The 24607-nt window shown below is 49.7% G+C and carries 21 protein-coding genes; 12 read left to right on the top strand and 9 right to left on the bottom strand.

Annotated elements, in window-relative coordinates; genetic code table 11:
- Positions 1-134: 134 nt before the first annotated feature.
- The 3 genes from MK323_12240 to MK323_12250 form a co-directional block, all read right to left on the bottom strand.
- Complete coding sequence (locus MK323_12240) at positions 135-407, bottom strand: hypothetical protein (GenBank protein MCH2482918.1); 273 nt, start codon at positions 405-407, stop codon at positions 135-137.
- On the bottom strand, positions 400-687 hold the full coding sequence (locus MK323_12245) for a hypothetical protein (GenBank protein ID MCH2482919.1): 288 nt from the start codon (positions 685-687) through the stop codon (positions 400-402). The genes MK323_12240 and MK323_12245 overlap by 8 nt, the downstream gene beginning before the upstream one ends.
- A gap of 236 nt (positions 688-923) precedes the next feature.
- Complete coding sequence (locus tag MK323_12250) at positions 924-2201, bottom strand: PQQ-dependent sugar dehydrogenase (protein ID MCH2482920.1); 1278 nt, start codon at positions 2199-2201, stop codon at positions 924-926.
- A gap of 361 nt (positions 2202-2562) precedes the next feature.
- Between MK323_12250 and cpdA the strand changes: the two genes are divergently transcribed.
- Together cpdA and MK323_12260 are read left to right on the top strand one after the other, a co-directional pair.
- Complete coding sequence (gene cpdA, locus MK323_12255) at positions 2563-3351, top strand: 3',5'-cyclic-AMP phosphodiesterase (protein MCH2482921.1); 789 nt, start codon at positions 2563-2565, stop codon at positions 3349-3351.
- A gap of 23 nt (positions 3352-3374) precedes the next feature.
- Positions 3375-3653, top strand: coding sequence for a TraB/GumN family protein (locus MK323_12260; GenBank protein ID MCH2482922.1), 279 nt, complete (start codon positions 3375-3377; stop codon positions 3651-3653).
- Between the two features lie 58 nt (positions 3654-3711).
- Here the strand turns inward: MK323_12260 and MK323_12265 are convergent, their stop codons facing one another.
- From MK323_12265 to MK323_12275, 3 genes are all read right to left on the bottom strand, one after another.
- Entirely contained in the window at positions 3712-4158 is a 447-nt protein-coding gene (locus MK323_12265; protein ID MCH2482923.1) for a thermonuclease family protein, read from the bottom strand.
- Positions 4159-4229: 71 nt separating this feature from the next.
- Complete coding sequence (locus tag MK323_12270; GenBank protein MCH2482924.1) at positions 4230-4877, bottom strand: ABC transporter substrate-binding protein; 648 nt, start codon at positions 4875-4877, stop codon at positions 4230-4232.
- 152 nt (positions 4878-5029) lie between these two features.
- The gene (locus MK323_12275) at positions 5030-7573 is read right to left on the bottom strand and encodes a molybdopterin-dependent oxidoreductase (protein MCH2482925.1); all 2544 of its coding nucleotides are present in this window, start codon (positions 7571-7573) and stop codon (positions 5030-5032) included.
- 193 nt (positions 7574-7766) lie between these two features.
- On the opposite strand from MK323_12275, the gene MK323_12280 reads away from it, so the two are divergent.
- The 7 genes from MK323_12280 to MK323_12310 all read left to right on the top strand — a co-directional run bounded on the left by MK323_12280 (position 7767) and on the right by MK323_12310 (position 16705).
- On the top strand, positions 7767-8072 hold the full coding sequence (locus tag MK323_12280; GenBank protein MCH2482926.1) for a cupin domain-containing protein: 306 nt from the start codon (positions 7767-7769) through the stop codon (positions 8070-8072).
- 457 nt (positions 8073-8529) lie between these two features.
- The gene (locus tag MK323_12285) at positions 8530-9627 is read left to right on the top strand and encodes an MFS transporter (protein MCH2482927.1); all 1098 of its coding nucleotides are present in this window, start codon (positions 8530-8532) and stop codon (positions 9625-9627) included.
- Between the two features lie 787 nt (positions 9628-10414).
- Positions 10415-11359 (top strand): acetamidase/formamidase family protein, encoded by a 945-nt coding sequence (locus MK323_12290; protein ID MCH2482928.1) that lies wholly within the window; start codon positions 10415-10417, stop codon positions 11357-11359.
- Positions 11360-11799: 440 nt separating this feature from the next.
- Positions 11800-13236, top strand: a complete 1437-nt coding sequence (locus tag MK323_12295) for an amidohydrolase family protein (GenBank protein ID MCH2482929.1) — start codon at positions 11800-11802, stop codon at positions 13234-13236.
- A gap of 858 nt (positions 13237-14094) precedes the next feature.
- Positions 14095-15003, top strand: a complete 909-nt coding sequence (locus tag MK323_12300) for an agmatinase (protein MCH2482930.1) — start codon at positions 14095-14097, stop codon at positions 15001-15003.
- A gap of 69 nt (positions 15004-15072) precedes the next feature.
- Positions 15073-15612, top strand: coding sequence for an OsmC family protein (locus MK323_12305; protein MCH2482931.1), 540 nt, complete (start codon positions 15073-15075; stop codon positions 15610-15612).
- A 760-nt stretch (positions 15613-16372) separates the two neighbouring features.
- On the top strand, positions 16373-16705 hold the full coding sequence (locus tag MK323_12310; GenBank protein MCH2482932.1) for a hypothetical protein: 333 nt from the start codon (positions 16373-16375) through the stop codon (positions 16703-16705).
- 244 nt (positions 16706-16949) lie between these two features.
- Here the strand turns inward: MK323_12310 and MK323_12315 are convergent, their stop codons facing one another.
- The 3 genes from MK323_12315 to MK323_12325 form a co-directional block, all read right to left on the bottom strand.
- Positions 16950-18266: a Xaa-Pro peptidase family protein gene (locus MK323_12315; protein ID MCH2482933.1), complete on the bottom strand. Its 1317-nt coding sequence runs from the start codon at positions 18264-18266 to the stop codon at positions 16950-16952.
- Between the two features lie 400 nt (positions 18267-18666).
- Positions 18667-20523, bottom strand: coding sequence for an ABC transporter ATP-binding protein/permease (locus tag MK323_12320; protein MCH2482934.1), 1857 nt, complete (start codon positions 20521-20523; stop codon positions 18667-18669).
- 702 nt (positions 20524-21225) lie between these two features.
- Positions 21226-22206 (bottom strand): 2OG-Fe(II) oxygenase, encoded by a 981-nt coding sequence (locus tag MK323_12325; protein MCH2482935.1) that lies wholly within the window; start codon positions 22204-22206, stop codon positions 21226-21228.
- 275 nt (positions 22207-22481) lie between these two features.
- Here MK323_12325 and MK323_12330 point away from each other — a divergent pair, with 275 nt between their 5' ends.
- From MK323_12330 to MK323_12340, 3 genes are all read left to right on the top strand, one after another.
- Complete coding sequence (locus MK323_12330) at positions 22482-23210, top strand: amino acid ABC transporter ATP-binding protein (protein MCH2482936.1); 729 nt, start codon at positions 22482-22484, stop codon at positions 23208-23210.
- Between the two features lie 33 nt (positions 23211-23243).
- On the top strand, positions 23244-24305 hold the full coding sequence (locus tag MK323_12335) for a hypothetical protein (GenBank protein MCH2482937.1): 1062 nt from the start codon (positions 23244-23246) through the stop codon (positions 24303-24305).
- A gap of 89 nt (positions 24306-24394) precedes the next feature.
- Positions 24395-24565 carry a hypothetical protein gene (locus tag MK323_12340; protein ID MCH2482938.1) on the top strand — a complete coding sequence of 57 codons (171 nt, stop codon included), beginning with the start codon at positions 24395-24397 and terminating at the stop codon, positions 24563-24565.
- Positions 24566-24607: the final 42 nt, after the last annotated feature.

Here is a 24607-nt window from a genome sequence, read left to right on the forward strand (position 1 = left end):
AAAATTCATCTCAACAGTACGATGCGCTATACGCATTTAAGAGCAGAGGGTTTGGTGGAAAGGCTGGGTTAAGGGTGTGTGTGCGAGGTATACATCTGTATCCACCGACCACAGATTATCTGTGTAGGACGCGATTAGAAATTACTCTTGTCTACTTGAGTGGCTCTCTTGTCTAAAACAACATTTATCAACTCCACTTCCAATAAAGAGGAATGGTCAAACCGACCTGTAGTTATTCTGAGGCTAGAATAATCCTCTCCCCATCTATCCACTATTTCACTACCGTGTTCCTTCCATATTTCCATCACTTTTTTTTCTACACCATCTTCATCAAGTGTTTCACTACTAAGGGCAAGGACATATTCCTCTACCCTTGACCGACGATAGGTTAGTTTGTATCTATTCATGATCATATTCCCCTTCATCCACCTTCACTACTGAAACTACTTCATAATCATCTACCCATAGTTTCTTCCTCTCTTGTGTTCCAAGGACAAGTTTTATCTCGGTTCTAAATATCGTTCCATCATCATCCAAATATTCTGTGGCATCGTTGTAGCAATACTCATCCACAACATTACTAATCCCTTCCCATTCTTCCTCGACTGATTTGATACTTTTTGCCTCTACAACCACTTCATATTCTTCATATTCCAGTTGCTCAACATACACAATAAAGTTAGTCATATTTCCTCCTAACCTTCTATCAACATATCAAGGTATTTCTTTGCCGACTTACTATTGGTTCCACCTCTCTTGTAAATGTTGTTTAGTTGTCGTTTGTAATTAGACCTTTGGTTATGGTTAGTTGAGGTGGAGCGACTGGGATAGTCATTCCCAACATCCCACTAAAACTGTAAACCTTTCTGCAGGAACAGACAGAGGAATGTGATGTAAGTTCTTATACCGCTATTGTAGGGTCTTCAGTTGTCCTCATCTGGGTTCGCTAGTCGGTAGATTCCGTCGTTGCGAGACAGGATGTATATTTCCCCCTCTAAATCTTGGCCAAAGGAGGTGATATTCAACCCCGTGTCCGCCAAGAGGAGATTGTAGGTCACCGAAGTACCGTCATAACGCATACCCCAAATCTTGCCCGAGCAGAAGTCACCAAAAACATAAGTTCCAGTCAAGGAGGGTAAGCGGTTTCCCCTATACACGTAACCGCCGGTGACTGAGCACCCGCCCTCTCTTCCGTATTCGTGCACTGGCAACTCCAGTCTAGAAGTCAGACAATTGGTATTGGGGAAATAACAGTGACTGCCTTCCATCACGTTCCACCCGTAGTTAAGGCCAATGCGAACCAGATCTATTTCTTCCCATAGATTTTGACCAACATCGCCCACCCAAATCTCCACGGGTCCTTTCGGCTCGTATTTCTCACTATCGGAATGCCGCGTTTCACCGTGCACCATATCAAAAGAAAAACGCCAGGGATTGCGCAGGCCGTAGGCGAAAATCTCCCCGCGGGACCCTTCTATACTGGCAAACGGGTTGCTTGCGGGTATCTTGTAGCTTTCACTGGCGCTGGCGCTGGAGATGTCAATCCGCAGAATGGCGCCTAAAAGTGTTCCCGTGTTTTGCCCATTGCCAAAAGGGTCTCCGCCCCATCCACCATCGCCTACGCCTATATATAGATAACCGTAGGGGCCAAAAGCCAGTTGACCCCCATTGTGGTTACCCGCGGGTTGCGGGATTTCTAGGATTACTAACTCACTTCCAAGATCTGCTAAATCGGGGTCAGCGATGCTAGCTGAGAACCGGGAGACGACGGAGCGGCGAGGATTGGAGGCAGAGTAATAAACATAGAAAAAACCGTTGTCTTTAAACTTTGGGTCGAAGGCCATCCCCAGGAGCCCCTCTTCGCTGTTTTTGTTACTAACCTGGCCACTCAGGTCCAGGTAGACAGGTGCTTGGTTGGCATCTGGCCGGTTGGGGAAGACACGGATAAGACCACCCTGTTCAGTTACAAAGAACCTACCTGAACCGTCTTCTGGTTGTTCTAGGTTGGTCAAATGCCAGAAATCAAGATTTGGGAAGACACGCTCCACCGCCAAGGGATGCCCGGCCAGCCCAATAAATCCCGAGGCATACACACACTCCCCCTTGTAGTTGTTCTTGGTGCCTTCAGGACAAGCCGCCCAACTGACAGAAGTCACTGTCAGCAATAGAACGGCTAGAAATAATTTGGAGAGAAATTTCATACCGCTATCTTATTCCTGTTACGAAATTCTCCAACATCCCACTAACACCGTAAACCTTTTAGCACTAGCAACACCACTCTATAGGAACAGGCAGAGGAAGGTGAGGGGTTTCATTGTTGCGGTAATAGGTGAGTTCTACCTAAAGACATGTTGATCGAAGGAATTTCCGGTCAATGCGATCGGGCCATTGCTTTTGGCGGTAAATCTGGTAGAAGGTATAGATCGTCGCTCGCTGAGGACAGTCTCCGCAACCGGCTGAACTGTGAACCAGTGCTGGTTCGGCCTATAGGAGAATTCAGTATGATACCTAAATCGCACACGACCCTTCGTAAGATGATGGTTCAAATTATGGCTCTGAAATATGGCCCAGAGTAGCGACAAGCGCGCGACGGTGCTTCTGCAACTCACTGACACTCACCTGCATGCCGAACAAAACAGCCGAATGTGCGGTGTCAGCACGCAGGAAACCTTTCTTGATGTACTGAACCATATCCGCAAGGACTCCCGGTGGCCGCCGGATGCTATCGTCGTCACAGGAGACATCGTTCAGGATAAGAGCCGAGCCGGTTATCAGCGCTTTCGGGAAACGCTCCAGGCCTTCGGCCTGCCCGTATTCTGCATCCCGGGCAATCACGACGATCCGGTTCTCATGACTGAGCTGCTGATGACGTCGCCGTTTCAACTGTGCGGCGACGTGAAGCTGGGTGAGTGGCGCGTCATGCTGCTCAGCACGTTTCAGAAGGGAGAGGACGCGGGCGCGCTCGGTCACGATGGACTCGCCGTCCTGGAAGAGTCGTTGTCAAGATACTCGGAAGAGCAAGTCTTGATCTGCATTCATCATCAGCCGCTCCCCATGGGCAGCGCATGGCTGGACGAGGTCGGCTTACGCGATGCACAGGAGTTTCTGGAAACCATTGATCGACATGATCAGGTGCGAGCCGTGCTCTGGGGGCATGTTCATCAGGCATCCGATCGAGAGCGAAACAACGTGCGTTTCTTGAGCACGCCATCCACGTGCTTCCAGTTCCTGCCCGACAGCGATTTGTTTGCACTCGACAGTCGCCCGCCAGGCATGAGATGGCTGGTACTGGAACCCGACGGTAAGATAACGACAGAGGTTGACTGGGTCGACGCGGCGGATCGAATGTAAGGCTGTTGATACCCGCTCTGTTGGTGCTATCGGCTGCCGAGTGGGGCAAGCCGTCGGTCTGGCGCGTGACGGGCGATCGTGCCGGTGAGCTCTGGTCGCTCGGCTCGGTCCACAACCTGCGTCAGGAAATCTATCCGCTTCCGCCAGATGTCGATCGCCTCTATCAACGAGCTGACATCGTCGTTATAGAACTCGACCTGCAACAAGAGAACCAACAGTTGAAATCAGCCAAGGCAGAGCAGATGGGAGCTCTGCTGGCATGGGTAACGATGCTGGAGGGAATTCAGGTGGCGGCAATATAAAGAACCATTATCTACCGGAGAACCCTGCTACGACAGGATTTTCTTTTGCCAGAACAAATCAGGTGTTTGGATGTAAAAGGTGATCCCAGTAAATGCCTTTGTTTTTCTGTCGTGCGCTTTGTTCGTTGGGAACATACTGAATTGAATATTTGCGAGAAGCTAGAGCCATCCCGGCTTCAACTATTGCTGCATTCAGATCCGTTGTTTTTAGGTAGCAAACAGCGATGAGTTTTCCATATTGATCAGTCGTATCACCTTTGCAAGTGATGATCTGATTATTGATTAGAGTGTTCAGCGTCTTCGTCGATTCTTGTCCGCATGACCATGCTTGCCCAGTCTTCCAACACTTTTGTTTCTGTTCTGGTGCGTCGATGCCATGCAGGCGGATACGGATGTCGCCTATCTTTACCGTATCGCCGTCAGTGACGTGGGCTTTACCTGTAATGTCAGCAATTACAACACCACTAAGCAAGAACAGGCAGAGGAATGTGGGGATGTGCTTCATAGCGCGTTTGTAGCTAATTTCTATTCACCTGGACTCACCGAAATCAGAGTAGACCGTTTCAGTAACGGTCCTCAGCAATCTTCGACCTTTTTCTCTAGCGTAAAGAGAAGTAGTTCAAACCCTTTTTTCCTGATCATATGGTCGTACTGGAGGCGATAAGTCAGCACAAGACTGATATGGTCAATCTTGATATCCAAAATCTGCCAATGGCCGTCCGTTGTTCTCCGTAAAACATAATCGACCAGCACTGGCGCCTGCCCAGAAACCGGGACGCGGTGACGCAACAGGGCAGTCCCTGCGGACTTATCGAACTCCAGGCTCTCTGGTGGTTTCAACACCAATTCCTGATCGGTGTACTCGAACATGGCTGTCGCGTAGGTTCTTATTAGCATCTCCATAAAAGCACGGCTGAACCGATTTCGCATTTGAGGACTGACTGCCTTGAAATGCTTACCCAGAATGAGTCGGTTGATCTTGTCGATCGCAAACAGCGGTAGGACAAGACGATTTACTACGGAATACAGCTGGCACTTATCGGCTTCATATTTTGGCCGGTTATTACTGAGTTCATCCAGCAACTGGTCTACGGTCTCACGTAGCAACGTGCCAGGCCTCTGCTCTGCTTGAGCGGGCTGTGCTGCTACAAATACAACCAACATAACAGCTAACAACATTGTCCAAGGCACACACATCCCAAAGCGGTTGAACAGGCGTGTCATCTCCCCATCTTAAATCCAAATAGTTATGTAGTAGATAAGTTTAATTCCCAACATCCCACTAAAACCGTAAACCTCTTCACCTTAATAGAGTGATATGGCGAGACTATGGTAAGGAGATGGGATTGGTAGTTAATTATCGTAGGCGTAGTCACTTACTTCGGGAGGCAGGGGCCGGAGGTTCGAATCCAGCCGCGCCCACCATTTTCCACTGCTTTTAGGCCAGTTCCGCTGGCCCCTTCCTGCTCCGAATTTGTCGTGTGCTGAAAACGTGCTGAAACTGAGTCCATTCCTGTCCCTTCCAGTTCTTCTAGATCCTGCTGCTTGGCAAGTCGTGTGACCTGACACAGACCGGATCGGTGTGGGACAGAACCGCTGATTGGGTCAGCTTCCGTATCATCAACAAGCAGATTGAAGTTGGCACTGTGCTCGCCAAGTATCGGGTATCCTGGTTTGCCGAGTGCTTCGCACGCCTGCCACCAGCCATGCTGACCCATCACCGTGTCGGGCCGTAGCCAGGCGTTCAATCGCGCACGCGCATGGGCGCTACCTGACGGTGTGCTAATCCGGACCCAGTCGCCATCTTGAATATCGCGTGCCTGGGCGGCGTCCGGGTGTATCTCCATGACAGGATCCGGCAACATGCGACGCAAAGATGGCAAGTTTCTATGCTGACTGTGGCAGAACTGATGAGGCTTTGTGGAGCCCAGAACCAGCGGAAACTCAGCCAGCAGTTCGGGTCGACTTACTGGACTGAGCGCCGGCTCGACGTAATCCGGCAGGGGTGAATATCCGTGAGTCCTGAACGTCTCGGACCAGATCTCAATTCGCCCGCTGGGCGTGGCAAAACCGACCTCCTGACTGGCATCCTGGATAGATTCAGGATCAGCATTCATCCCTTGAGGGTTGGCGCGGAGTGTCTCCAACGACAGGCCCGTTGCTGACAGGTATTCGCGCAGCGCAGCCTCCTGGTCACCGTCCCAGAAGACATCGCTTAGCCCCAGGCGCTTAGCGAGCTGGAATGCGATCCAGCCGTCGTCACGCGACTCACCGCGGCTCGGAATGACCGCGGGCCTTAACTGGACCCATGACTGGGCCTGAGGGCTGATCTCGAACCCCGCCCGCAGCACCTCGCGCTCCCAAGGCGAATTGACGGGCAGAAAGATGTCCGCGTATGCAGCGGTCGGGTTGAGAAACAGATCAGCATGCACCTGAAAGTCGAGCATCTCCAGTGCTTCGGCACCTCGACGGGTTCCCGCATGTGAAACAAGCAGGTTGGCGCCAAAAGTCAGAAGGCTGCGCACAGGATAGGGGTCGGCTTCGATGATCGCACGGTAGAGATCGTCCGATGTACACCAACCGTCCTTCGGCGGTCCCAGTGGCTTACTGGCAAGACCGAGTGTCAAAGCCCGCTGGCGCGAAGTCCTCAGCGCCAAGCCTGATAGATCAGGAACCGGCAACCTGGCAGCCTGATAATTGCCTCCGACCCGTCCGAGACTGCCCGTCAGCGTATAAAGCAGCGTAATTGCACGGGCCGTCTGGGTTGCGTTGGTATGCTGGCCCACACCGGACCAGGCATACCATGACACGGGTCGCGACGCCCAGATTAACCTGGCAGTCTCAATCACTTGAGCTGCGGGTACACCCGTGATGACCTCGACTTTCGGCGGCGAATAGTCTTTGCACAATACGGCGTAGTGATCAAAAACTGGTCGACAAATAACCGGTCCAGTCAGAGTGTTGACCTCGACCTCACCTTCGAGAAGCCAGTCGGGTGAAGAATCGCCTGTAGATACCGACCGGCCTAGCGGCACGGGAGCTGAACACGCTTGATCCCAGCCCACGCAAGCGGAGATAGAACCGTTTCGAGAAAAGTCTGCTTCAACCAGCAGCCGCTTTTCCTTAGGGTGAACCAGCGCCGGGCCATTGCTTTGACGACGCAAAAAGTCGGCGTCGTAGGTGCCTTCTGCAATCATCAGATGGGCAAGGCCGAGTGCGAGCGCGCCGTCGGTACCGGGGCGAACCTGTAACCACTGGTCGGCCTTCACTCCAGGTCCGCTTCGTTTAGGATCCACCACGATAGTACGCGCCCCGCGACGTTTGGCGTCGGCCAGGCGTTGCGCCTGCGCCAACCAGGAGCCATTCGGGTTATATCCCCACAGAAGAATACAGCCAGCATGGTCAAGGTCAGGCACACCAACACCGGTGCCAAATGTGTAAGTAGGTGCCACATCTTTATGCCAGTTACAGATCTCAGTCCCGTAGCAGTTGTTAGCGCTGCCAAAGGCGTGCATCAACCGCTCGACCCAGTGGATAGAGTCCGATATGGCAGTACCGCTCGGGGTAGTAATGGCAAAGGCAACGCTCTCTGGGCCAAATTGGCGAGCATTTTCCAGCAGCTGCGACGCCGTAGTGTCGAGCGCCTCATCCCAGCTGATGCGAGACCAGCCCGGATCACTGTCCCCTTTCGGTCGGGTCCGTTTCATCGGGTAAAGTATCCGATCGGCACTGTAGACCAGTTCCGGCGCCGCCTGACCCTTGGCACACAGTGATCGGCCGGTGGGGTGGTCGCGATCCGGCTCAACCGCAGTCAATCGGCCATCGCGGACAATCGAAATACACCCACAGCGTGACCGACAAAGCGCACACCAGCCGTGTACCCTACGGTCCGCGCTAATGCTGTTTGCTACTGTGCTCACTTATAGGTCGTTTTGAGAGAATAACTCAGCGTCCTGTTCAGATTTGCGAACGCAATTTACTACTACTGGCGGATGTTAACTGACCCGCCTGGTCTCGCGCTATATTGCTGGCCCTTGCGTCAGACACTCTATTTACATCCGGCCATGAGAATTCGGCTTTCCAACAACATTTAACACCGAGGCAATGCTCATTATGACGGAGAACAGACCAACGGTGGTGCCCACGATTCAGATTGATAACGCCAAATCCCGCGTAACCGAGTGGCGCTTCGCGCCAAACGCTGAGACCGGGTGGCACAGGCACGCATACGACTACGTCGTCATACCAATGGTCACAGGGCAGTTGTTACTCAAGACTTCCGATGACCCCGTCACAGCAGATCTGGTCACCGGCAACTCGTACTTCCGCCAAGCCGGGGTGGAACACAATGTGATAAACAACAACGACTATGAATTTGTTTTCGTGGAAGTCGAGATAAAGCAGACCCATCACAACTGACTGGTTGCTCAGTGCTTAAAATTCCCACCGCTTTGTGGGCTGGATATTCGAATTCGTTATTTTATACAAAGGGTGTGGGTACCCCTGAGTTAGTGTGCTGAAAATGTGCTGAAACTGGGTCCGTTCCAGTCCTCTCCAGTCCATTCAGGTCCGTTTGCGTGGAGTCAGAGCCTGATAAGTTAAGGGTTTCTAGGACTTGTTCCGGTAGACTACTGCATTACGCGGTAAGGATCGCAAGTTCAAATTTTGCAGCACCCTCGATTTACTTGTAGTGCTTCAATAGCCTACTGTTCCACTAGGAACTCTATGCGGAAGCATAAGATACCTAGTGCGGACCACCTAACCTCCACCCTGGAGTCGCAGTCATACAATGCCTTGGGCCCTTGTGATCTCTTGTTGTATAGGCATGTTCGCAGCGACCGCGAGTGGTTCGACGCGGGCCCCTTTTCTACTTGAAATGGCAACCGACTTCGCAGTTGGCTTGCCTGCAATCGCCAATCTGTTTGGACTAACTGCCGTTGTCTGGGGAATATCGTCTTTTCTTTCCGGAAAGGGTGCAGACCGATGGGGGCGTCAAATATTTCTAGTTATTAGCCCTGCTGGTCTTGCAACATCGTTGGTCGCCACCGTGATTATCGAACAATATTGGTCACTAGTGATTTGTATCGGGTTCGTTAGCATTTTCTGTGGTTCGTTTAGCACTGCTTCGATGACTGAAGTGTCTTTACGAACAGACAACCAACAACGTGGCCGGGCGTTAGGGTGGGTAATGAGTGGCCAGTCTCTTACTCTACTGATTGGCATACCGTTGGCTGCGTGGATAGGAGGTTGGATCGGCTGGCGCGGTGTACAAATCTCCGTTGCAAGTGTGGCGATTCTTGCTGGGATCCTCCTTGCAATTAACGCAAACAATAATTCACAAAAACCAAGTGAAATAAACAAGCGGGCCAGCTCCAAACAACTAACACTTAGGCAAGCCTTAACAGCTCCTGTCGTACGCCTTTTTAGCTCATTGATCATGGAGCGAATCGGCTTTGGACTGGCTACTTTTTACTATCCATCATTTTTGCGAACTATATATGATCTTGAAATCGAAGCAATTGCTCTACCGTTGGCAGGATTTGCCGTTGGGAACATCACCGGCACCCTTTTGGGAGGACAACTCGCAGACAGATTTCCTTTTCGCAGAGTGAGCAGTGCAGGGATGCTATTGCTGTCTGGTAGTTTTGCACTAGTGTGGTTCCTTTGGACTCCAGGTCTCGTAACCACTGCATTTCTAGGGATTGGATTTTCCCTATTTAACGCTTTATCTCGCCCACCGTTGATGGCAGCCTTGGCTGATGTACCTACAGAAGTACGGGGAGTTATTATGGGCTTGAACAGTTCTGTGGCTAGCATCGGTTGGCTCACGGCGTCTGTCCTTGGAGGGTGGCTCTATCTCGTAGTTGGTTTCAAAGGATTCGGGCCCCTAACGCTATTTGTTTGCGTAATGGGAGCCCTGATCTTACTTCCCGACTGTAGACAGAGATCGAACCAATTAACCGTCGACGAATAATGCCGCGATGTGCTGAAACCGGGTCCGTTACTATCCTCTCCAGTCTATTCAGGTCCGTTTGCGTGGTTCGGTCTCGATTATCGAACTTAAGGGGGGATCGTTCCACTAAAAACCCGGATCGACCTTCAGACCCGACTGGGGCCCCTGCTGGAATTTCAATGAAGGAATTTCTCCGCCAGACTTAAGTTGAATCTGGTGAGAAGACTCGCAATATCTGTCAATGAGGAAGGTAATAGCACTGTGACCAGAATGTGACCGAAATGTGTTTACTCCACTCCATTTGGGTCACATTGAGTCACATCCGCGCGGGATCGGTGTGCGTAAGTGATTGATTAAATTTGACTGCTAGTGTGAAGCTTGGTATCGCAATGCGAAGGTCGGAAGTTCGATCCTCCTCGGCTCCACCAAATCTTCCCTTCTACATCAACCCTTTACTAGGGTTAGATCGTTCCTAGGACGTTGGCTTTGATTCGGAACGTGACCAAAACGTAACCGACAGGAGTCCATTCCAGGCTATTTGAGTCACTTTCAGTCACATTCGCGTGGGATAGGCGTGCGCAGTGATTGATTAATTGTGACTGATATTGTGAAGCGTGCTGTCACAACGCGAAGGTACAGCTTTTCACTCGCCGACGCGGGCGAGGTGCAAGTCTTACTAGACAGCAGAAAATTTTCAGCAACATCATGCTGGAATTCGACGTCTGACAAAGCTACTAATCTCTATATTGTTTCGGAAAGAAAAGTGATAAAACTATAGTCTCTATACCACAGTCCTGGACGAATCGACATGTCTTTTGGTAATGCACATACGATCCACGCTCGCGAGCACCACATGGGTTGGAATCCAGCCAACACTCCCGTCCAAACAGTGGCTCCCGGAGATACCGTAGAGTTCGACTGCATCGATAGTTCCGGAGGACAAATCACTGAAAATACCGTGGCCACCGACCTGGCTTCAGTGGACTGGACACAATTTGCACCGCTAACTGGTCCGCTAGCGGTAGATGGTGCCGAACCAGGGGACGCACTAAAGATAACTATCGAGTCCTTCCAGCCATCTGGCTGGGGATGGAGTGCCATCACCAACATCTTCGGCATCTTGAATGACCAATTCCTTGAACCTTTCCTAAAAATTTGGCACTACGACAAACTTGGTATCGAACCAGTTGCCTACTCGGATATTGCCCGTGTTCCGCTTAAACCTTTTCCAGGGATCATCGGGTTAGCTCCCGGTGCGGAAGGTACCCATCCTGCGCTTCCTCCGTATCCTACTGGCGGAAACTTAGACCTTCGCGATCTAGCAGCTGGCACGATTCTTTATCTACCCGTCGAGACAGCTGGGGGATTGCTATCGCTGGGTGATACCCATGCAACCCAGGGCAATGGTGAACTTGCTGGGACTGCACTTGAATCACCAATGTCTGTAGCACTACGGGTGGAATTGGAGAAGGACTATCCTCTAGGCGGGCCAAGATTCGTTACTCCTGGTCCTGTTGTGCGTCATCTCGATAGTAGCGGTTACTACGGCACCTGTGGTGTCGGACCTGATCTCCGAGAGGCCGCACGCATGGCAACAACTGAAATGATCGATTACCTCGCAAGAGAACACGGATTAGCGCCAGTTGATGCCTATTTGCTTTGTAGTGTGTGCGGCGATCTCGTCATCAGTGAAATGGTCAACACACCGATTAATGTTGTGTCCCTTTATTTTCCACGGCGTGTTTTAGAATAAATATACACTGGAGACTGTAATGACATTAAATATCAGCGGTCGTTGTTTGTGTGGGTCCGTCAGTTTTGAATGCAGCGCGGAACCTGTGTTCCAAGGCTGTTGTCACTGTGATGATTGTCGTCGTTCGGGTGGCAGTCTCTATGCTTCATTTGTATTCGTGCCAACTGAAACCCTGCTAGTCACCGGTGAGACGCACTCCTATCAACACCAGAGTGACCGAGGCTCCACTATGACTAAAGAGTTTTGCCCAACTTGTGGATCACAGATGTTTTCGTCGGGTAGTTATTCTCCGGACCGTCGTGGAATTAGAGTGGGTGTTATTGATGATGCCAGCTGGTTCAGACCGGACGCTTACGTATATGCCAGCAAGAAATTACCGCACACGCCTGTCGACCCCGAGACAACTGCTTACGAAAAAATGAGAACAACTTAACACCTCAATGCTATTAATCCGTGACGCAGACTCGATCTTAACGCTGGACGGCAATCGCCGAATCCTGCCTCATCATTCCTTGCTAATCGAAGATGGTCTGATAACCAAGATTGCTGAGACTGCCAAGCTGGATCACAATCACCTGGCGCGCGCCCATCAAGAAGGTAGGGTAATTGAAGCCGCCGGTTGCATCATCGGGCCGGCCTACGTGAACACACATGTCCATACTGTAGAACACCTGAGCCGTGGACTGATACCGGACACTCTCTCAACCTTTGACTGGGCCAACCAGTACGCTAATCCGTTCTGCGCAACTCTCACCGAGGAGGAGGCATATGTCAGCGCTCGGTTAGCCTGCCTTGAAATGATAGCTAACGGCACCGGCACCTTTGTCGACGTTAATATCCTTGGTTCTCTGGGACACGTGGATGCTGTCGCACAGGCAGTTGAGGAAAGTGGTATGCGCGCAGTGTTGGGTCGCGGTATAACGGATATCTTGCCTGAGTCTCAGACATTGACTGATGAGATGCGCACAGCATTGTGGCACCCCAGTACCGAGGCGGCGCTGGCGGAGGTGGCTGGTCTACTGAGCCGAGGACCGGAAAGGGCCAATGGCCGCATACGACTCTGGGCCTCAATCTATGGCCTGATGTTTTTCACCTCCGACAATTTGTTTCGCGGAATCCGCAAGCTCGCCGACAGCTACGGATCTCCCATTGCTTATCACATAGCCTCATCACGAGAAGAGGCGAGACTCAGCAAATCCCGGACCGGGAGCTGGCCTATAACCCATCTTGATCGCCTTGATGTTTTGAACGAAAGCACACTGTTGACCCATTGCACGTTTGTAACCAATGAGGAAGTCGCTTTACTCGCCGATCACGGGACAAAGGTAGCGTTCTGCCCAGGCGCCGCCATGAGGCTTGCAAAAGGCACTACGCAGGTGGGGAAAATTCCCGAGATGATCGATTCCGGCGTCACAGTTTCACTCGGGGCTGATGGGGCATCGTCTGGTGGAACTTTCGATCCTGTGCGTCTAGCATTTCTAACTGCGGGGCTCTTCAAAGATGCTCGCATGGACCCGACGCTTGTGCCTGCTGAGACCGCACTAGAGATGATTACCATTGAAGGAGCTAAAGCTACGCTCGCCGACGACACAATAGGTTCCATCGAAGAAGGCAAGCGTGCCGATCTGACTCTTTACGATACGTCAGGTCCTGAATGGGCACCAGGACATGACGTGGTCCGCACACTGATTTATTCCACTGATGGCAGAAGCGTACGCACAGTTCTCGTCGACGGCCAGATCATCTACGACGACTATCAATCGACACGCCTGAATGCACGTGAGGTGATCGACAGTTCGCGTGAAGTTGGTGCCCGAATCGCAAAACGTCTAGGACTCGATACCCAACCGCGCTGGCCACTACGACGGGACAATTAGAAACTGGATATAACCCCTAAGTGTGGGTCCCGATAGCAGGACTGGGGCCAGTGGATCGTTCCACTGAAAACTGGGATTGGTCTCAAGGGATTAGGGCCGAATCTCCATCGAATCACTCTAAACGGCCCCTTCATACCTTCTGACCCACTCCCCTACTTCGAGCAGGTTCAGCGACGAATTATTTGTTGAAAAAATTGATAGAAAATTTCCCAAAACAATATTTGGGGAAATTAATAAGCTGGGCCTCAAGCCTGCATGTGCGTGGATCGATCTCGATTATTGGCCTTAAGGGGGTATGGATCGTTCCATTAAAAAGCCGGATCAATCTTCAAATCCGACTGGGGCCCCTGCTGAAATTTCAGAGAAGGATTATCTTGGCGAGCTTTAGTTGCATCTGGTGAGAAGACTCAGAATATCTGTCAATGAGGAACGTATTGTCACTGTACCTAAAATGTACCTAACTGGAGTCCTTTTCTGTCCCTTCCAGTCCATTCAGGGCAAACAAGCGCAGGGTTGAGGTGCTTGAATGTGTTGAATTTACTGAACTATCGTGTAACAGAAAAAATTGGAACGGTGGACTGTTAATCCATATGTCGCAAGTTCGAGTCTTGCCCGGGGAGCCAGTTTTCTCGATGTTTTTCAGCAGTCCTTCCACGTTCAATTCTCAAACGTCGCTAACTTTTGGCAAGTGTGCCACTGTTTCATGCAGTCTATCATCCGCACCACGGATACCCATGAGACAATAATAGTTGCTAAATACCCCAATCACTATAGGAAGTAGAAATGAGCAATATGGTGGCAACTAACAGATCAGATTCAACACTTACTGTACCTCCCCGCCAAGTCCGGCAGACATTTATGGACTTTGATCTCGAACTTGACCTTGGGAATCTACAAGCAGACATCGTTATCCTTGGCCTACCATACGGTGACCCGTATAACATCGACGAAGTAACTAATGACCAGACAAATGCGCCAACCGCGATTCGACAGGCCTCGCGTAAAGCGAGCGGTGGATTAGAGCGATGGGATTTTGATATTGGAGGAACACTTTTCAATGGTAAATCCATTCGTGTAGTCGATTGTGGCGATGTGATTGGTAACCCCCGAAACTTACAGGAACACTACGACCACGCCGAGCAAGCAGTCAGGTTAATCTTACGCTCAGGCGCGATGCCAATAATTTTAGGTGGAGATCACGGTGTACCGATCCCTGTATTGCGAGCTTTTGAAAATACCGGGCCAATCACTTTAGTTCAGGTCGATGCCCATTTAGACTGGGTAGACCAAAAGTTCGACGGTGTCCGCGAAGGTTACTCAAGTCCAATGCGCCGAGCATCAGAAATGGACCATATAGATGAGATTTTCCAAATTGGACTTCGAGGCCAAGGTAGTGGTCGGCAGCAAGAGATAGAAGCGGCTAATGAATATGGCGCCCATCTGATTACTGATCTAGAACTCCAGGACCATGGTATGGATCACGTGCTCAGCAAAATACCACCAGGTGGATTGTATTACCTCACAATAGATGCAGATGGATTAGATCCTTCGGTGATGCCTGCTGTCGCTGGTCCTGCACCCGGCGGACTGACATATCCGCAAGCCCGAAAGCTAATTCATGGATTGGTTTCCAAAGGTCGCGTAGTAGGAATGGATATTGTTGAAATAACACCCGCTCGTGACATCAATCAAATTAGCGCAATCACCGCTACAAATTTAATCCTAAACATGATCGGTAAGTGTGTGAGAGCTGGATATTTTGACTAAACGGATTGTCGTTATGTCCTTACAGTAAGAGGTAAACATGAAAGGAGGCAAGAGATGGCGAAGACAACGATAACAGCGGGGGAACTACGGGAACTGCAAACGCCAATTAAGGAACGTTATCGGACCGATCCGGACTCTGCCACTATCACCCTATCCGCGTCAGGGAAACTGCATTCTAGTGAGATTGCGTGTAGCGTCGATACGGGACGCGCTTTGGTCAAAGCTGGGTTGCATCCAGCCACTGGTGGTGACGGAACTTTTGCCTGTTCCGGGGATATGCTTCTCGAGGCTCTAGTGGCATGTGCCGGTGTAACGCTCCGTGCCGTTGCGACCGCCATGGGTATCACGATACATCACGGCGTAGTCTATGCCGATGGCAATCTCGACTTTCGTGGCACATTGGGTGTGGATAAGGCAGCACCCGTTGGATTTCGCAATATAAGCTTGAGATTCGAGGTTAACAGCGATGCTGATGAAGAAGGACAAGCCACCTTACTCAAATTGACGGAACGTTACTGCGTCGTCTACCAGACACTGACCCAGACGCCGCAGATCACGGCATCCTTTAATCCAGTTAAAGGCGGAGACTTCAAAGAAGATACAGACTGATATTTCGGGCGCAAACGTTTGCGCCATGCCCGGCGCAGTTGGCGTAGGTAATGTCGGAGTTAAGAATTTAACTACTGTCACTAAAATGACACTAACTCAACGTCGTTTCTGTCGCGAAACGACCATAAACAACCTACAAGCACAGGATCAGAGTTTAGGTTTATGCTTATTTGTAGGCGTTTATTTGAATTAGCCGTGGTTGGAACGGTGGACTGTTAATCCATATGTCGCAAGTTCGAGTCTTGCCCGGGGAGCCAGTTTTCTCGATGTTTTTTGACATTCCCACCGCTACCAATCTTCAAGTGTGCCTAACTTTGGTAGGTTTGCTACCGTTTGATGCAGTCTATCATCCGCTACATGGATGTATTCCAGCGTTGTCTTCAGGTCTTTATGACCAGCCACTCTGGAAGTATCCAGGACGTTTGCATTCGGAAGGCGAAAACTACGGAAGATTGAGAAGTTGGAGGTAACCCCTAATTCAAGAGTTACAAGGGGGTGGATATGGAACGTTTCTTGGATGGTCAAACACCCTGAGAAAGGTGTAGCTAGTAATGGAGCGAGGATGACGGCTTAGAGGCAGCCTCAGCTGAAAGCATGGGAGTCACCCAGATATTGATGCGCTATACGCATTTGAGGGTGGAGGATTTGGTGGAGAGGCTGGGGTAGTTGCTCTTTCGTTATAAAATTAACATTGTCGGAGTACAATTTAAAAGCTAATTCAGAAGGGAATATTCCCATCGCCAATTAAAGGAGAGAGAACATGGCTTTGCTTTCTATGTGTCTGCCTATACTGCCTGGCAAAAAAGACAAGTGGCAACAGATGATGAATAGTATGAATGAAGCCTCATCAAAGCCAGAAACGGATAAGGTCCGAGAGGAGGCCGGCGTACATGAACGCACCTTTTTGCAGGAAACACCTAATGGTGACTTCATCATCTTGACCTTCGAGGGCGAAAACCCTGCTGAGAGCTTCGGGAAGATGATGGCCGCTATGCAGGGCGAATTTGCTGAATTCGTTCTGGACGTACACGGTCTCGACATGAACGGTCCGCCACCGCCACTACCGCAGCTTGTCTATGACAGCCGCGCATAAGCTTCTGGTACACCAGGCTGATGCGCTATACGCATTTAAGAGCAGAGGCTTTAGTCGAAAGTTCGGGGCGAATTTTTTTAACACCCCGAATTATCTTCTGTCCCATTAGGCATTCTGGTCATACAGAAAATTACGTTTTCCAGTTTTGCCCCGTTCAGAAATGTCTTTAAAAGGTCCGCCCGCGTTAGATTTATCCCAGTCAGGTTTGCGTTAATCAAAGACCCTTCGAATAAATCCACCGAGGTTAGTTTTCCATCACAATAAGATCGACTGGGATTGTTGATAATCGTTCTGCACCGTCAGATGTATAAATTAGGGTATCCCGGCTAAACGCAATCTGCGCGAATTCAAACTGTAAATCTTCGTTTCGAAACGAATTCTCGTAGTTGGTAACCATATTCTCTTCAAAACTATCGAAGCAATTGTCATCATCCACAGACCACTCAAACTCACCGACCCAGTCAGGTGGGAAAGCTATACCAAGTTCGTAACCTCCACAGTAGTGATGGTATTTCCAGATTCCTGACTCTATATAATGTGTCCTTAAAGCTCGGCTAACTGTCCCGACTGAAGTCCCTGCTTTCGCTGTGCACGCCAGTACTTCCAATGCTTCCTTTGCTGCCCGATTCATGTCACAGAGAACGTTACTTGGCTCACCCCATATAAAAGTTCGATCTAAATTTGCGTGATATCTCTTAAACACACCTGCTACGTCGACTGCAAAGGGTTCTCCTGCACTGATTTGTCTTCTTGACGGTAACAAATGGGTACTTTGCGGCCAGCCAGGCTGAACTGCCTGAGGAATTCCTGGTATTTCACCACCCGCGTTCAACATCGCATACATAGCTTCTGCAAAAACTTCACCATGGCTCATACCAGGCTGAAAACTGTTCGCCACAGCTCTCAAACCAATGTCTGCGATTTTTGCCGCATGCCTAATTGCATCGAGTTCCACAGGAGATTTGAGCTTACGTACATTTTTCATTACCCGACTGCCATCGAGTACGCTCGCACCTACTGACAATATTCTCTCTGTCAGCTGAGTGCTTACTGCAGGTGGCGGAATATAACTCCATAATTCAAGACCAACTCTCGTTTTATTACTCAACCAACCTATATCTGAGAGTTGTTTGACAATTTCTCGTGTTGCGGTTTCAACCGAAAGTCTCGTCCCGAAATTCGCCGCCGAGCTATTATCAATTGATAGTCTTCTATTAGCTGCTGAAGGAACTGCATCCTCACCGTCGAATAGTATTAGCTCGTTGTGATCCACATGTATCACCGTTGTCGTGGTAGGACACCAATGAGTCGTAGAAGCCGCCTTATACCAAGTCACTTCGTAGCCATGGAGATAACACATACCTTCAGGGCAAGTCACAAGTAGCAGATCTATGCCCTGTGTTTCCATCTCTCTGCGGGATCGTTCCAATCTCTCTTCATACTCTTTTGGGGAAAAAGGTAATGGATATGATTTAGTTGGAACTCTATATTGATCGGGACCAATATCTCTGACTAAGCTAAAGGCATCTAGCGTAGAGTCATTTCCAAGTGATGTTTTCATTCTGGATTTTGAGCACTTAAATCAGGATGCTCAGAATACCCCTCGGTATGCGGAAATAATATATTTAATTCGAAGAATCTCTAATGGAGGGTGGGTGCCCCCAAGCGGTGGAGCCAAAGTGGAGCCGGCTCCTGTCTATTCGTGTCCTCTACAGTCCATTCCAGTCACCTACGCGCGGGATCGGGTGTGCAATTCTGACCGCAATCGACCAAGACCAGCTCTTCTGATGAACTTACGTCCACTCCTATCCAACCAAAGCCAGCGCTTTAGACGGTAACTTTGACGGTAACTTTTTGGGTGGCCTGAGACTACTTCTAGCAATTCAATCAGTTATCAATCAATGTGAGGTCTTCCGGGCCCACCATTAAACTATTGATTTACGATATTAGTTAACTACGCTTCAAGCAGCTTCAACTCTCCCTTCATATTCATCCGGCGCAAGAAATCCACCGGACTGACGAGACCAAAGATCAGCGTAGATTGCTGATTTTTGAACGAGTTCAGCGTGAGTTCCAAATTCGGTAATTTTGCCCTGGTCCAGCACAATCAAGCGATCCAACTGAGCAATGGTGGAAAGCCGATGTGCAATAGCAATAACGGTCTTGCCTTCCATGAGCTGGAACAGATTTTCCTGAATAGCAGCTTCCACCCCCGAATCAAGTGCAGAAGTGGCCTCATCCAATACCAAAATCGGCGCATTCTTGAGGAACACCCGCGCAATTGCAATCCTCTGCCGTTGCCCTCCGGAAAGCTTGACTCCCCGCTCACCAACGTGAGCACCCAGCCCCTTTCTACCATTCGAATCCTCAAGCTCCTGAATGAACTCCCAGGCATTTGCATTCTTTGCGGCTTCGATTACTTCTGCATCCGATGCCTCGGGTGCGGAATAAGCGATGTTTTCCCGAATTGATCGGTGGAGCAAGGAGGTGTCCTGAGTCACGACACCAATTGTTGAACGAAGACTATCCTGAGTAACTTCGGAGATATCCTGACCGTCGATGAAGATTCTCCCAGACTTCAGGTCATAGAAACGCAGCAACAGATTCATTAGCGTGGTCTTCCCGGCTCCGGACCTACCAACTACCCCGATTTTCTCACCAGGTCGGATAGTTAGAGAAAGCTTCTCAATCACGCTTCTACTTTTACCGTAGTGGAAGCCGATATCTTCGAATACGATGCGGCCCTGTTGAATAACCAATTGTTCGGAATCCGGTATATCGTTGACGTCATGTGGTTTGGTCATCATGGACATTCCATCGTGCACCACACCGATATTCTCGAACAGTCCAGACACCTCCCACATGACCCACTGTGACATTCCATTGATTCTCAAACACAGAGCAATAGCAATGGCAATGGAACCTATGGACACAACGGTGTTCAACCATAGCCAAATTGCCATTCCAGAGACTGCAAACACCACGAAGGCATTAATAAAGTAGACACTGAACTGGAATCTTGTGACAAGTCGCATCTGGTGATGCACGGTTATCAAAAAAGAATCCATACTTTCTCGAGCGTAGGTGGCTTCGCGTCCAGCGTGGGAGAAAAGTTTGACAGTGGTAATGTTCGTGTAGCTGTCAACTACGCGACCTGTCATGTCAGAGCGCGCATCCGCCTGCTCTCTAGAAACCTTCTTCAGTCGCGGGACAAAGAAACGGATCAGTGAAACGTACACAGACACCCAGAGAAGCAGAGGTAGCGTCAGACGCCAATCTGCTGCTGCCATAAGAATCGTCATAGCGATGAAAAAGACGCCAACGTACATAAACACATCAAGCAATTTCATCACGCTTTCTCGGACTGCCAGAGATGTCTGCATCACTTTGGTGACAACACGCCCCGCAAATTCGTTGGAAAAAAACTCCATGCTCTGTTTTAACAGGTACCGATGCATCTTCCAGCGGGCGATCATCGGGTAATTGCCTAGTAATGTTTGATGGATCAGCATCGAGTGCAACAGCGTGATTCCGGGCAACACCACCAACAGCACAATTCCCATCCAAAGCAAACGACTCCCTTCGCGATCTAGAAACCCTTCCCTGTCACTGGTTGCTAACCAATCCACCACATTCCCAAAAAACCCGAACAGGTAGACTTCCCCAGCCGCAATCATCGCCGTGACACAAGACATGAAGGCCAACCAACGCCATGCCGGTTTGGTGTAATGCCAGCAGAATGCAATGAATCCTGACGGTGGTGCTCCTGGTTCTTCCGCAGGGTAGGGATTTAATCTGGATTCAAACCAACGAAACATATTCGGTCTCCATGGAATATCTACAAAAAGCAGTCATAAGCATACAGAAAGTAAAAAACTCTCCTCTGTCAGGCCACATTTTACTCAGCCAATAGTCTTGAAACGGCGCGACTCTAACTTTTTGGGAACCCTGTCGGGGGCTTTAGCAGATGGTGACTTTTCGTACAGCCCGATGCAACTCTAGCTGCTACCGACCAGGATGATCTCTTCTAATGTACTTACGTCCACTCCTATCCAACCAAAGCCAGCGCTTTAGACGGTAACTTTGACGGTAACTTTTTGGGTGGCCTGAGACTACTTCTAGCAATTCAATCAGTTATCAATCAATGTGAGGTCTTCCGGGCTCACCATTTATTTAGTTGATTAATAAGTGTTTTATTCAATTCTTAAGGAATTGGGTTTCCAAATTTCTGGTTTGGTAGGCAACTTAGAGAGACTATCTAGGGTCCACTCGGGATGGAGTCGATCCAGAAACTCCGGCCATTCGTCTTCGTTAACGTCATGGATTAATACGATATAAGCGAATAGTCGCTCATGAATCCACGCCTCGCCGTACTGGTTGTAATATCGTTCAAGGTCTGGATAGACAGCCGATTCGATGGAAGCAAAGCCAACACACTCCGACGGATGGCAACTCAACTCGCTTTCTATAAAGTTCCAGTTACTGATTACAAGACCGCCCGAATAGGCGTCTTCCGGATGTCAGGCAGCATCGGTCTTTCGATAACCGAATGCATTGTCATATCGTTCGTTGACATAGTCAGCGCAGCGGATCGTCTCGTAGTGGACAGTCTCGCCTTCTCTGGCGACGGGTTGGATCATCATGTCCCAGTTGGGATCGACAAACATTGCCAGTGAGATTCTTTCATTTCCAGAGCTATTTATCACTCGGTGTGGTGTTGATTTAAAGCGGTCGTTCGTCCAACGCGCCAGTAGATCACCGACATTAACCACAAAAGTATCGGCAATCGGGTGTGCAGTTACCCACTCGCCCGAGCTGGATTTAACCTGCAGCCCACCGACATCGTCCTGCTTTACCAGGGTCAGTGTTCCATAGTCGGTGTGCGGTGACACTCCAAACTGTCGGTCTCCAAGATCCGGCGCCTGCGGTGGATACCAGACCGCTGCGGCCCGGGAAACCGGCCGATCAATCTGGCGAACGAAATAATCCGACTGGATACCCAGACTCACCGCAAATGCACGCAAAAGCTGTTCACCGCAGTGCTGCATTTCAACAAAAAACTGGTTAAACACTTTACACATACCCGTCGGTGCATCCGGCCAGCGGTTTGCGGCCAAGAGCCGATCTTTTGCAATCACATCCCCGTCGTCAGACGGCACGTCCAAGCCCCAGATGAAGCTTTCTTTGAGATCAAAATGCTTACTACCTTCCATCCGGGCCTCACCGATTCGCAGCCAGCCTCTATGACCGCCGGTCACCGCAACCGAATCCTTGATATCGTCAGCTGATAGAAAGAAAGACTGCGCAAGGTTATAAGTCTGGTCCAGCAGATTGCTGGACACCCCGTGGCCTTTGACATAAAAAAATCCCAAACCTTCGGCAGCCCGAATCAATTCGTCGGCAATCCCGCCCAACTGTCGATCATCGGCATATTTCAGACTCGCAATATCGATCACGGGAATATCATCGGCCTCAATACGCTCTACTCTGGCATAGCTCATCAGCGATTCCTCACAGAATTTTCAAGACACGATTTTGTCTTAACTGGACACGAAATCGATTATCCGATATTAATCGAATTTCAGTTCCGGTGCTTGCCACCCAGCAGCCCACTTTCGCCTTGGAGGGAGGAAAGAAATTTCTTTTGGGTCTTTTTGCCATCTTCAATTACTCTGGCTCGCCGACAAAATTAATTAAGCGACAGAAGACTACCCTTATAATCTCCATTCTGGTGTCCGACCTCCGGGGTCCACCGCTTACCATGTCCGCACAACCAATAATCGAATTAAACAACGTCGACAAGTTCTTTGGCGATTTTCAGGCATTGAGAGATGTCAGCCTGACGGTCAGACTTGGTGAACGTGTTGTGGTCTGCGGACCATCCGGATCCGGTAAGTCAACCATGATTCGTTGCATTAATCACTTGGAAGCACACGATTCTGGCACCATCGTCGTCGACGGCATCGAACTCACAGAAGATATGAGCAATGTACTCACGATCCGCCGTGAGGTCGGCATGGTATTTCAACAGTTCAATCTTTTTCCACACCTGACCGTCCTTGAGAACCTAACCCTGGCGCCAATGAAATCCCGAAAAATGTCAAAAAGGGATGCAACGCATATTGCAAAGCAGTACCTGGAACGTGTGCGCATTCCCGAGCAAGCTGACAAGTATCCAGGCCAGCTGTCAGGTGGCCAGCAGCAGCGAGTTGCGATTGCGCGCAGCCTGTGTATGAAACCCAAAATCATGCTGTTCGACGAGCCGACATCGGCTCTTGATCCAGAAATGATCAAGGAAGTTCTGGACGTCATGACCGAACTGGCCCAGGAAGGCATGACTATGGTCGTCGTGACCCATGAGATGGGTTTTGCGAAAACTGTAGCCGATACCATGGTTTTTATGGACTACGGTAAAATCGTTGAAGTTGCACCGCCGGATCAGTTCTTCACTTCACCGAAAAACGATCGCACCACGTTATTTCTCAGCCAGATCCTGTCGCACTGAAACCACTCGCTGTAGGTGCCCCGCACAGTCAATATGCCTGACGGTAAAGAGAGTCTTCGGGTCTACTGCTGGGAGGGCTATGACAGCCCAGTCATTCTGAATCCGTTTCAACGTAGACACAACATTGAAGTTCATGCTGATACCCTAATCTCTGATGTACAAGCAGCATATGAGATAGATAACCAGTTACCGAATGATCGAGTAGATATTCTCAATATAAATAATGCATGGGTGCAGAGATTTCTGTATCCCCGCGGCGCAGTTCAGACACTACAAGACAACGACCTTAGTACAACCCGGGTAACGTCGTCTCGGTTTGCTGATCTTAAACGCTGGGGCTGGTCCGACGATGGTGATCACAAGATTGGAATCTGCCAACGATTTGGAACATTTAATTTGGTTATCAATGACAAAATAATTTCTGAGCACTTGGCTAAAGACGAAGGTTTCAAACTCGCCGCTGAACCAGATTTTGTTCAACGCTATGGAATTCTCTTGTACGAGGATTTTAATATTTTTCACATCTGCATTGCGGCCGACATTGATCCTTTCATGCCACTTAATTCTCTTCAAGAACGTGTTTTCAAGAATACTGCTCAAGACTGGTTTCGCAATGCAGCTTTGGTCACCAATAATCATCATAGCCTGAATAAAGCGCTTATCGATGGCCAAATCGACTTTTATCTCAGCGGCGGAATCTATACAGCGTCACCAGCGAGGATGGAAGGTCATGGGCAGGTTAGGGCAGTCACCCCATCGCACGGCCCGATTAGTGGTTTGGGCGGTATCGTATTCATCGAAGTAACATGCGCATTGATGCGACCGGAGTTGTCACCTTGGGCACACCCGTTTCTGGATTACCTCGTCGAACCGGATACTGCGATTCGAGTTGCTTTTCTGGATGGCACGTGCAACCCAGTTTTGCAAATGGAAAATCCAAAAGTGTTCTCTGCATTCTCAAGTGCCCAGCTTGATGCTATCCAGTGGGATACGCTTGAAGAGGATATCAGTCGTTGCGCACACTATGATGTTGTTCCAGACTTAACAAAACTGTTGGCTCATCTTCGTAGAACCATAGCGAAATTCCAAATTTAGCCGGCTGTACTGCTGTATCCAGCTGAATAACAATAACCTATTGCTGCAAGAATTTATGAGAAATTCAAATTTACTTTTAGAAAGCTACCATGAAATTCGGCCACATCGAACGATACAGCAGGCAGATCAAGCCCGCACAAGTGGGGGAAACCCGGCAGCAGAAGTTTCTGCCAGAGCGCAGAGCTTATGTTATCGTTGATCTCGGCTGTTCTGAATACTTCGGCCGACGTCTTTACCCGAGGCAGATCTTTCACCACTGAGATTACTGCACTCAGTGTAGGCCCCTGGGCTGCGGCCTAGGG

It is taken from the genome of Gammaproteobacteria bacterium (genome assembly GCA_022450155.1).
In the GTDB taxonomy this organism is placed as follows: domain Bacteria; phylum Pseudomonadota; class Gammaproteobacteria; order Arenicellales; family UBA868; genus REDSEA-S09-B13.